This is a genomic window from Buttiauxella sp. S19-1 (assembly GCF_022134725.1).
In the GTDB taxonomy this organism is placed as follows: Bacteria; Pseudomonadota; Gammaproteobacteria; order Enterobacterales; family Enterobacteriaceae; genus Buttiauxella; species Buttiauxella ferragutiae.
The window spans coordinates 18,318-28,540 of record NZ_JAHWLU010000061.1 but is presented as its reverse complement, the minus strand read 5'-3'; the positions used below and the strand labels follow the sequence as shown (position 1 = coordinate 28,540).

11 protein-coding genes are annotated in these 10,223 nt (G+C 51.6%); 3 read left to right on the top strand and 8 right to left on the bottom strand.

What is annotated here, in order from left to right:
- The first annotated feature begins 19 nt into the window (after positions 1–19).
- From nirC to MES37_RS14340, 3 genes are all read left to right on the top strand, one after another.
- A complete protein-coding gene (gene nirC / locus MES37_RS14350; protein ID WP_064542885.1) occupies positions 20–826 on the top strand; it encodes a nitrite transporter NirC in 807 nt (268 codons plus the stop codon).
- Between the two features lie 18 nt (positions 827–844).
- Positions 845–2,218 carry a siroheme synthase CysG gene (gene cysG, locus MES37_RS14345; RefSeq protein WP_237931818.1) on the top strand — a complete coding sequence of 458 codons (1,374 nt, stop codon included), beginning with the start codon at positions 845–847 and terminating at the stop codon, positions 2,216–2,218.
- A 213-nt stretch (positions 2,219–2,431) separates the two neighbouring features.
- Positions 2,432–2,605 (top strand): DUF4223 family protein, encoded by a 174-nt coding sequence (locus MES37_RS14340; protein WP_064542878.1) that lies wholly within the window; start codon positions 2,432–2,434, stop codon positions 2,603–2,605.
- A gap of 48 nt (positions 2,606–2,653) precedes the next feature.
- Here MES37_RS14340 and MES37_RS14335 read toward each other — a convergent pair whose 3' ends face one another.
- The 8 genes from MES37_RS14335 to yhfZ form a co-directional block, all read right to left on the bottom strand.
- Positions 2,654–3,739, bottom strand: coding sequence for an aminotransferase class V-fold PLP-dependent enzyme (locus MES37_RS14335; protein ID WP_237931820.1), 1,086 nt, complete (start codon positions 3,737–3,739; stop codon positions 2,654–2,656).
- A gap of 55 nt (positions 3,740–3,794) precedes the next feature.
- Entirely contained in the window at positions 3,795–5,099 is a 1,305-nt protein-coding gene (locus tag MES37_RS14330) for a YhfT family protein (RefSeq protein ID WP_064542875.1), read from the bottom strand.
- 10 nt (positions 5,100–5,109) lie between these two features.
- On the bottom strand, positions 5,110–5,463 hold the full coding sequence (locus MES37_RS14325) for a DUF2620 domain-containing protein (RefSeq protein WP_034499110.1): 354 nt from the start codon (positions 5,461–5,463) through the stop codon (positions 5,110–5,112).
- A 9-nt stretch (positions 5,464–5,472) separates the two neighbouring features.
- Entirely contained in the window at positions 5,473–6,363 is an 891-nt protein-coding gene (locus MES37_RS14320) for a phosphotriesterase-related protein (RefSeq protein WP_064542871.1), read from the bottom strand.
- Positions 6,356–7,591, bottom strand: coding sequence for a phosphopentomutase (locus MES37_RS14315; RefSeq protein ID WP_237931816.1), 1,236 nt, complete (start codon positions 7,589–7,591; stop codon positions 6,356–6,358). The genes MES37_RS14320 and MES37_RS14315 overlap by 8 nt, the downstream gene beginning before the upstream one ends.
- A complete protein-coding gene (locus MES37_RS14310) occupies positions 7,584–8,759 on the bottom strand; it encodes a YhfX family PLP-dependent enzyme (protein WP_121814761.1) in 1,176 nt (391 codons plus the stop codon). The genes MES37_RS14315 and MES37_RS14310 overlap by 8 nt, the downstream gene beginning before the upstream one ends.
- A 91-nt stretch (positions 8,760–8,850) precedes the next feature.
- On the bottom strand, positions 8,851–9,207 hold the full coding sequence (locus tag MES37_RS14305; protein WP_121814760.1) for a PRD domain-containing protein: 357 nt from the start codon (positions 9,205–9,207) through the stop codon (positions 8,851–8,853).
- A 24-nt stretch (positions 9,208–9,231) separates the two neighbouring features.
- A complete protein-coding gene (yhfZ, locus tag MES37_RS14300) occupies positions 9,232–10,134 on the bottom strand; it encodes a GntR family transcriptional regulator YhfZ (protein WP_064542859.1) in 903 nt (300 codons plus the stop codon).
- Positions 10,135–10,223 lie beyond the last annotated feature (89 nt).

The window sequence follows — 10,223 nt, the reverse complement described above, 5'->3', positions numbered from 1 at the left end:
ATTTATTGGGATAACAAAAATGTTCACCGATACCATTAACAAATGTGCGGCGAATGCCGCGCGCATTGCCCGATTGTCGCAAAACAATCCACTCGGATTCTGGATAAGCTCTGCCATGGCAGGCGCTTATGTCGGCCTCGGCATCATCCTGATCTTCACCCTCGGTAATCTGGTTGATCCCGCGCTGCGTCCACTGGTAATGGGTGCCACCTTCGGGATCGCCCTGACGCTGGTTATCATCGCAGGCTCTGAACTATTCACCGGACACACCATGTTCCTGACGTTCGGCGTCAAAGCAGGCACCATCACTCACGGTCAAATGTGGGGTATTTTGCCGCAAACCTGGCTGGGTAACCTGGTGGGTTCCGTGTTTGTTGCCCTGCTCTACAAATGGGGCGGCGGTAGCCTGCTGCCGTTGGACACCAGCCTGGTTCACACCGCGGCGCTGGCAAAAACCACTGCTCCGGCGATGGTACTGTTCTTCAAAGGTGCTTTGTGTAACTGGCTGGTTTGTCTGGCAATTTGGATGGCCGTGCGTACTGAAGGTGCTGCGAAGTTCATCGCTATCTGGTGGTGTCTGCTGGCGTTTATCGCTTCCGGTTACGAACACTCCATTGCCAACATGACGCTGTTTGCACTCTCCTGGTTTGGTCATCATAGCGACGCCTACACCATGGCGGGTATCGGTCACAACCTGTTGTGGGTAACGCTTGGGAATACCCTTTCCGGTGTAGTATTCATGGGTCTGGGTTATTGGTATGCTACGCCGAAAGCCGAGCGCCCACAGCCTGCGCAAGTCGCCGCGCCGGAGACTGCACGCAACTAATTTATTTGAGGATTGACCGTGGATCACCTGCCTATATTTTGTCAATTACGAGGTCGCGCCTGCCTGTTGGTCGGCGGTGGCGATGTCGCAGAACGTAAAGCACGTTTGTTGATGGAGGCAGGTGCACAGGTCACTGTGAATGCCCTGGAATTCTCCCCACAATTTCATGTGTGGGCGGAACAGGGCATGATCACCCTTGCTGAGGGTGAATTCGCCCCCGCGCTGCTTGATGTTTGCTGGCTGGCCATTGCCGCAACTGACAACGAAACAGTGAATCAACAAGTCAGCGAAGCATGCGAATCACGCCGCATTTTCTGCAACGTGGTCGATGCCCCTAAACAAGCCAGTTTCATCATGCCTTCGATTATTGACCGTTCGCCGCTGATGGTGGCTGTCTCTTCCGGTGGTACCTCTCCCGTTCTTGCCCGCCTGTTACGTGAAAAACTCGAAGCCATTCTGCCACTGCATTTGGGGAAAATTGCCTCTTATGCCGGTACGTTGCGCGGGCGAGTAAAAACAAATTTCAAGGCCATGGCAGAACGCCGTCGCTTCTGGGAAAAGTTCTTCACTAATGACCGTCTGGCGCAATATCTGGCGAACGAAGACCAGCAAGCCATCGATAAAGAAACCGAGTCTATGTTTGCTACACCGCTCGATCACCGTGGTGAGGTCGTTTTGGTGGGTGCAGGTCCAGGCGATGCCGGATTGCTGACGCTCAAAGGGTTGCAACAAATTCAACAAGCCGATGTGGTGGTTTATGACCGCCTGGTTTCTGATGACATCATGAATCTGGTGCGCCGTGATGCCGACCGCGTTTTCGTGGGTAAACGCGCGGGTTATCACTGCGTCCCGCAAGAAGAGATTAACCAAATCCTGCTGCGTGAAGCGCAAAGTGGCAAACGCGTTGTCCGTCTGAAAGGTGGCGATCCGTTTATCTTTGGTCGCGGCGGTGAAGAGCTAGAAACCTTGTGCGACGGCGGTATCCCGTTCTCCGTGGTGCCGGGCATTACTGCGGCATCCGGCTGTTCAGCTTATTCAGGCATTCCATTAACCCACCGCGATTACGCGCAAAGTGTGCGCCTGGTGACCGGCCACCTGAAAACCGGCGGTGAATTAGACTGGGAAAACCTGGCGGCAGAAAAACAGACGCTGGTCTTTTACATGGGTTTAAACCAGGCTCCTGCGATTCAGGAAAAGCTGATTGAACACGGCATGACTGCGGAGATGCCGGTCGCGCTGGTTGAAAACGGCACAGCGGTTAACCAACGTGTAGTCAGTGGCGTATTACGCGAACTCGGTGAATTATCGACACAGGTTGCAAGCCCGGCGCTGATTATTGTCGGTCGCGTGGTGGCATTGCGCGATAGGTTGAATTGGTTCTCGAACCACTAATTCTAATTTAAGATAAAAAAAAGGCTTGTCAGATTATTCCGGCAAGCCTTTTTATTTATAAGTTATTAATTATTTTGCCGATCATTATAGGCAATATTTATTTCATGTAACCATGCGTCTGGTTTCAGACTTAGTGATATAGCAAGCAGCCCCTATACTTAATTGCCTTTTTGAAGTGCCTCATTACATCCAAGTAAATGATAGGGAATATCAATGAACAAGTTCGTAAAAGCTGCATCTGCACTGGCTGTCCTGGCTCTGTTGTCTGGCTGTACTGGTCATATTGAGAACAAAGACAAATCTTGCGGTTATGATTATTTACTGCACCCAGCCATTTCTATTTCTAAAATTATTGGTGGTTGTGGCCCAGCAACTCCACAGAAATAATAATAGCCACAAATTTTTAATACGCCCTCCCAGTGAGGGCATTTTAATTTATAACCCTTCACAACTTTCTTTTAATATTCGCAATACCGTCTGCGCCCCACTACGATTAGGATTTATACGGATCATACGTTGCTCAAGCGTTGGGTCAGACTGGCGGAAAGTCCCGGACAGCCGATAAAAAAGCGGCGGGATTTCATATTTCGACTCTGCCCCCACAGGATAAGGCAACGCGCCCAGCTTCTGTGCCGCCGCCAATACTTGCTCGGCAATCGGCTGATGAAACTCCACTAACAGCACTTTGGATTGCGCATTTGCGATAAATGCATGCTTCACTTGCGGCACCGCTTCGGTATTGAGCGCTTCAACCAGTTTATCGTTTACCTGCGCCTGCACCGCGTGCATCACTGGCGCAAACACTAATCCGCGCAACGCTTCCATCGCCTGGAAACCCTGCACCTGGCTGCCACCGGAATACATACTTTTTCGCACCGCATTTACTGTCTTTTCTTCACCCACCACCACGCCAATTCCCGGTGGGCCGAAGAGTTTAAAACACGAGAATGTTGAAAGTGTGGACCCACATTCGCAACCAATCTTTTCGACTTTCATCACCGCGTAGTTGTCATCAGTCAACGACGGTAAACCATGCTGATTAAAACAACCAATCACCTCAGCCAACAGATATGAATCATCCATTTTCTGCCGGGTATGCTGAATCAACGCGGCCTGCGGGCGGTGCAATTCAATGGCTTTTTTGACTTCATCAAGTTGATTAAAATCGGCACGAATTAGCGTTAACCCCATCTGTTCAGCGATGACTGCCGTGGTGGGGTAAAGAGGGACATCGTGAACAAGCAAGCTATCCCCCGCGTTAAGAAGTGCCGCTAACCCGCTACGAATCGCCCCGGTTCCCGCACCTTGCACCAGTGCCGCAGCCGGTGCGCCAAAGAAATCCGCCAGAACTGACTCCACACGCCGCGTCATTTGTGGCTGATTCAGACCGGGGACTAAGCCGAAATCCCCGGCATTGAGGAAATCAGCGCTGGGAAAATGGCGGCAAATAATATCCACCAGTTGAAATTGCTTACTCTGCGCCTGCTCCATTGTCAGGCTCTGTAACGGCCAGGTTTTCACTTTATTCACTCCGTGAAGCCTGCCGCAGACCATTACGGCAGGCATTGAGAAGGGATCAGGCCGGAACGAACAGGCCACAGTAGTAAAGAATGTTCAGAATGATGCCGGTTATCAACACCGCGACAACCGGAGAGGCCATTTTCTGAACCGGCCGACCCAGCGATTCGTTGAGGAAGTAAATCGCCGCCGCAATAGAAAAACCGGTATAGCCCGCCATTTTGATAGCCGCAAAGATAGAGCCAACCAGCAGCGCCATTTCCATCAACATATTCATCGAGTTACGGATGTTATCCGATGCGTTACGCACCGATGGATAACGCCCGAGCCATTTGCCGATGGAACGTAGCAGCAATACTTCAACGGAAATCACCACCGCACCCACCGCAAACGCTAACAGCGGGTTAGAAATCAAGTATCCGGCTGCGTAAACAAAGGTGAAACCAGCAACGGCGTACACACCCGTCGCCAGCGCCGTGGTGGCAATCAGTGGAACAAATCCCAGCCCACGCATAAACTCCGCAAGTGCGGCCTGATGCACCAGGGTTTGTGACTGCTCAGGCGTGATGCCTGCGGAATAAGCCTTCTCCAGCGTAAAAATCGACACTTCAGAACCGGCAAAAATCTTCATGCTGGCGACGACCGCAATCAACCCACCAACAACCGCGATATACGGTAGGTGCTTGATAATGCGCGATGTTCGCTCCTCAAAGACCGATACCCCCTCGGTATCATGTTCTCGCTCATCACGGGTACGGTGATCCTGAGTAATCGCAATCCCCAGCAGCATCACCATGCCGACGAAGATTTCGATAGATTCGGGATTGAGGTGTGGGAAGAAACGCACGATCAAAACGCGCGTCATTAACACCACAAAGGCTGCGAGCAGACTGCTCTTCCAGCCAAATTGATAGAAAATTGCCACCAGTGGGAACAGCGCAAATGCAGAAACCACTGGCGAGCTCAACTCACCCAACGAACCCAACACATCCACTGGCAGTGCCGTCAGCAAATGGTTTACCGGGATCAAGCAAGTCAGGATCAAAATTCCCCAGACTGCGCCCAACCCAAACGCCAACAAACTATTTGCCGCTAAGACTCCGAGGATATCTGTCGGCAGGAATAACAACCATGCATTAAGCAACCCAGTTTTCAGCGTAAACGAAATACCCACCGACGCCACGAAACCAATGCTCAGACCGAAAGCGATACTGCCCGCCTCGCGGCGATTCATATTACCTTCGATAAGCTGCGGCAAAATGGGGCGAATGCCGTCATGGAACACGGCTGCTGACTTATGCGCCAGCAAGGCCGTCATCCCAGTCAGGCAGGCCACCACGATTATTTGAATGTAGAAATCCATAGCGCGGCCTTTATTTTAAATGGGCGATAAGCATCGGAATGGCATGCTCGATATGCTCAACCGAGAGACCAAAAGCAACTTTCCCATCCGCCACCATTTTGGCCACCTGCTCTTCTTTTGCCTTAATGCCAGGCTTGGCGATGGTGCAGCTTTTGTTGTAACCAATCACCGCGATGGCAATGGAAAGTGCTGCCCCAGCGCCGGTATTACAGGCACCAATGTAGTAATCAAGCTGCCCGGATTTCACTTTCATGGCAGCTTCCATATCGTTGTAAATAAACACTTCAAAGCAGTCAGGTGCAGACGTTTCGATGGTTTTTTTAATAAGTTCACGCTGTAAGCCAGCAACACCGATCTTTTTCATGGGAAATCCTTATTTAAAGAAGACAGAGGGGTTGTCACGTAACATCAAATCAACGTCGGCCTGAGAGAAGCCTGCCTCGAGCAAAAGAGGCACGAACGTTGTCAGCAAATAATCAAAACCAAGCCCACCGTTCGCCTTCAGATGTGAACGACGGGTAATATCCATGGAAAGCATGACGTGGTCGAGCAGCCCGCGGCTGGCAATTTCTTGCAGCATCGCCACGCGTTTCTCATCCGGGTAATAGTTGTTTTTCCCGATGGTATCGAACTGCACATACGCGCCCTGCTCAATCATGCGCAGAATGTTGTCGAGGTTATCTTTCAGGTCGCAGTGGCCCACAACAACGCGAGATAAATCCACACCGTGGCTTTTCAGCAGCGTCAGTTGTTCCAGCCCCATAGTGCTAAAAGAGGTGTGAGTTGAAATCGCACACCCAGTTTCACGGTGCGCTAAAGCCGCAGCAGCAAAAACTTTGGCTTCATCAGGGGTTATCACATCCACGCTCGAACCAATTTCAGCAATGATCCCGGCCTTTAATTCGGTGCCATCAATACCTTGTTCAATTTCGTCGATCATCTCCTGCGCCAGTTTTTCAACGGGAGTTGTGGCGACGTGAGCCGGGAAAAAGTCATGCTGGTAATAACCGGTACACGCGACGACGTTCATTCCGCTATCACGCATGATATCCAACATAAACTGAGGGTTACGCCCCATGTAGCGGTTGGTCATTTCGATGATGTTGCGCACGCCCAGCGCGTACAGCGTTTTCATTTCCGCACAAATCAGGTCGTATTGATCCAGGCGGCAATCGATGTTGTTTTTGAATGACGACAAGTCGATATGCAGATGTTCATGCGCGTAGGTGTAGCCCGACGCATCAATTCGTTGCTGTTCAGCCATGGTTGCCTCCGGTGTTCGTGGTGTGCAGTTGTGACAAGAATGAAGTGCCGTTTTGTGGCACATTTGCGTTGAAGAAATCGCAAACGGTAGCACCCACATCAGACAGTGTTGTTCTGCGGCCAAGATTTGCGCCGGTGATCCCCCGCTGCCAGACGAGTAGCGGCACATTTTCACGGGTATGTTTGCTGTGGCCGATGGTCGGGTCGTTGCCGTGATCGGCCATGACCACCAGGTAATCACTGGGCTGCATCACGTCCATTAACTTGCCGAGATTTTTATCCACCACCTGCAAACGCTCGGCGTAACGTGCGACATCCTGAGCGTGCCCGGCGAGGTCGGTTTCCTGAATGTTGGTGCAGATAAAAACGTCACCGGGCTTTTGGACTTCAGCAAGCGTGATGTCCATGATTTGCTGGGTATCAACGAGGTACTGATAGCTGACACCGTGCGGATTGATGGCGATGTCGGCCACTTTCCCCACCAGTACTGTTTTGATAGCGGACTCATGCAGTTTTTGTGGCACCTGTACGCTGGCATTCACCCCGAACCCCATATGAACCACCTGAAAACCGTGCTGATACACCCCGGATCGCGGCGCGTTAATGCCAATGTATTTGCCCTGTTTTTCCTCGGCGGCGTTCTGGAGTTGCGAACTGCTTTCCAGCAGGCCGCCAAACGCAATCACGCGCCCAACCTGCACACAATGGCGGACAATCTCGCCGATCTTGCGCACTTCCTCGAAAGAGATCGCATTCAGATTGGCACTGATGTTAAACACCTGGCCGAGGTCAGCTTCAAGGTTGTCGCCAATCGCCACCGCCTGATTGACCCACAAATATTGCAGCCCACTGCCCACCCGCTCGACCTGCCAACAATCGGCAATCAGCGCACGTTCTACTTCATCAATCACTTCAGAGAAAGGCATACGCAACGGCGCTTGTGGGCGGGTACCGAGAATTTCCTGGTGCCCCATAAAAGTATCGCCACCTTCATGTTGCAGCGCGGCTGTTCCGTAAACTGCATTCGCTGAAGGGCGCATGGCTCCGGTGGTAAAACCCAGCGCGTTGATCAAGCCAAGCTGTTCCAGCACCGGTAAACGTAATTGTGGGAAATGCTGCAAAATATGCCCGCAGGTATTTGCACCGATATCCTCCGGCCTGACTTGCGGTACATCGTCCATCGCGCCGACGCCAAAACTATCAATCACCACCACCACAAACTTACTCACGCGAACCTCCGCAAATGGGGTTACCAAGGCTGTCATACAAAGCTTCGAGTACAGGTTCTCCGCGGCTGATTCCGGACACCAGTGCCACATCGCTGCGCGTGACAAAAACCTGAGTACGGAAACACATCACCACTGGCGTGCTGACCGGGAACTCGCCCGCCAGCCCGATGTGGTAATCAATGCTGCTGTCGTCCATCGGTAGCAATTTTGCTGATAATGCTTCACCGTCCAGAACAGGGAAAACCAGCGCGTTTTGCGCATGACCACGGCGGTAATAACCGCCGCCGAAGCAATAGCTGTTGCCCTGAAACTGGTGTGAGATTTCGGTGAGATAGAGCATGGCGATGTGTTCTGGCTGGTCGCCATGCTGGTTAGCGGGAATCGTTCCGGTTAGAGCATGACCCGGTTCGGCATGGGTCACACCATATTCAGCCAGCAACGGTAAAGTACTGCAACTTGAAGCCGATGGCGCGTTGAGCTGTGCCACGTCTATGCCCTGCGCACGAAGCATATCGCGCGCCTGCAATAGCGTATGCAGATTGGGCGTGGGCAGCGTTTGCTGTAATTCTTCATCCCAGAGCAGGCAGGGGAAGTGGGTCAGCCCGGCGATTTTCACGCCCGGCATGTTCTTGAGAGCGGCAACCACGTTATCCAGTGCTGACAACGGGAACCCGGCTTCCTGGCCTGAATACAGGTGGTCTTGTTCATCGAACACTTTCAACATGATGGGCTGGATATGCCCAAGACGTTGCGCTGCAACAGAGATTTCCTCGGCTTTATCCAGCGAGAAAACGGTGATCATTTCAGGTGAAACGGTGACGTTTTCCGTTACCAGACTTTTTGGTAGCTGAACTAAATGTCCAACATGGGAAACCGGTACTTCTGCATTGCGCAGCGTGCGGGCTTCTTTGAAATCCACCGCAACGGTACCGTGAAAACCCAGCTCAATCAGACGCTTCGCCAGCCACGGATTACGCCCCAGTTGCTTGGTCATCAGATACAGCGTGATGCCATGACGCTCTGCTGTTTCAAGCAGGCGGCGTCCATTTTCCAAAACCTTATCAACATCAATGACGCAGGTATCTGGCAATATCTCTCCCTGCTGCCATAACTTCAGTGCGGCCCCAATCAGTGCTGGGTTTTGTGCCTTGAGTGCTTCAATAAACATGCCCTTGCCTCTCGACTCCATGCTGCAAAAAAACTTAAATAATCATTTTTTTGAATATTTAAGTTAAAGCAGACGGCTGACAAAAAAATTCTTAGCCTTTGCTAACCATCCACAAACTAAACAGGTTCGCGAGCAGATAGCCTTCTTCATTCGGGTGAATATTCACATCAAAGGGAGCCAGCATCGCCTGGTGAATCGGCAGCAGTTCGGCATAAGCCTGAGAAGTGACAATTTCTTCCAGCAGGTCTTCATCAAGTGGGCCGATTTCTTCACCCCTACGGCTGCGCATCAGCGCGTTTGCCATATGGGTGATCGCCATTTCCCCTTGTTCATTACGCACGGGAATGGCCCACACCGTTTCCATTTTCTCAACGACAGCAATCATGCCGTCGCAAATATCTCTGTCGATAACGCCCGCATCACACAGCAGGTTTAGCCGTTCTTCCATCCTGATTTACCCTTTGATGAAGTTCTAATAGCTTGGCTCCTGCTCACCCAGCAGCACTCTTTGTTGGTGAGCAAGCAGCTCATTTTTGTTCACCACTGTGCGCAGCAATTGATTAATTGGCGCATCATCGGCGCGAGTCAGCACCACGGCCTCGGAAGCCTGCAAAAAACGCGAGTCGCCTTTAAGGGGCTGCGCTTGCAGGCCGAGTAACTCAAGATCCGCCTCACTACCCACGTTCCAGATAACCGCATCAATTTCGCCTTTGGCGATACGATTAAGGCTCTCGTGGTAAGGCACATCGAGGATCTCAACCGGCTGACCCGCGAAATAAATGTCCGTCATAATGCGCTGATCGGCGGAACGCGGGTCGAGGCCGACACGTCTAATTTGCTGATTACCGGTACGGCAAATCAATTTGTGTTCGCCAACGTAAGTGTGTGGCCCAAGTTCCAGCGCCATAAAGACATCGCTGTTATCGAGATAGCTCTGCGCAGCAAGCCTTGAGACAACCGCAAGGTCATAGACGCCATTCAACAAGCATTCCACCCGAACATCTGAGCCACGCATATGCGCGTAGTAAAATGGGATGCCATCAAACTGCGCTTTCAGGCCACTGGCTAAACCTTCATAAAGCCGGGTGTAAGGCAGCGGCATCGCACACACGACATTGCCGATATCAGCAAAAGCCAATAAGGCTTTGTTATCCATGCTGACCAGATAGCTGCCGTTGCGCCCGCGTCTCTCAACTTTTACCGCTCCGGCATTCTCAAGGGTTTTTAACGCCGCCTGAATCAGCCCGACGGAAAAGCGACATTCGCTCGCCAGTTCATCAATGGTTTTCAGTCGGTTACCGCTTTTCTCGCCCAGCAAATAACGCGCCAGACTGGCCTGGGCAACCCCTTCTTTTTTGATAAAGCTACGGCTCATATTTAATCTTCAATTTATTGAATGGTTATATCTTCATTAAATTGAATATAAATGGCAAACGGGAAAGATGCAAAAAGAGAATGGGATCA

What these genes read in the sequence shown, in the direction of transcription:
- nirC (WP_064542885.1), top strand. Translation starts at nt 20, where the DNA reads ATGTTCACCGATACCATTAACAAATGTGCGGCGAATGCCGCGCGCATT.
- MES37_RS14340 (WP_064542878.1), top strand. Translation starts at nt 2,432, where the DNA reads ATGAACAAGTTCGTAAAAGCTGCATCTGCACTGGCTGTCCTGGCTCTG.
- MES37_RS14330 (WP_064542875.1), bottom strand. Translation starts at nt 5,099, where the DNA reads ATGGATTTCTACATTCAAATAATCGTGGTGGCCTGCCTGACTGGGATG.
- MES37_RS14325 (WP_034499110.1), bottom strand. Translation starts at nt 5,463, where the DNA reads ATGAAAAAGATCGGTGTTGCTGGCTTACAGCGTGAACTTATTAAAAAA.
- MES37_RS14320 (WP_064542871.1), bottom strand. Translation starts at nt 6,363, where the DNA reads ATGGCTGAACAGCAACGAATTGATGCGTCGGGCTACACCTACGCGCAT.
- MES37_RS14310 (WP_121814761.1), bottom strand. Translation starts at nt 8,759, where the DNA reads ATGTTTATTGAAGCACTCAAGGCACAAAACCCAGCACTGATTGGGGCC.
- MES37_RS14305 (WP_121814760.1), bottom strand. Translation starts at nt 9,207, where the DNA reads ATGGAAGAACGGCTAAACCTGCTGTGTGATGCGGGCGTTATCGACAGA.
- yhfZ (WP_064542859.1), bottom strand. Translation starts at nt 10,134, where the DNA reads ATGAGCCGTAGCTTTATCAAAAAAGAAGGGGTTGCCCAGGCCAGTCTG.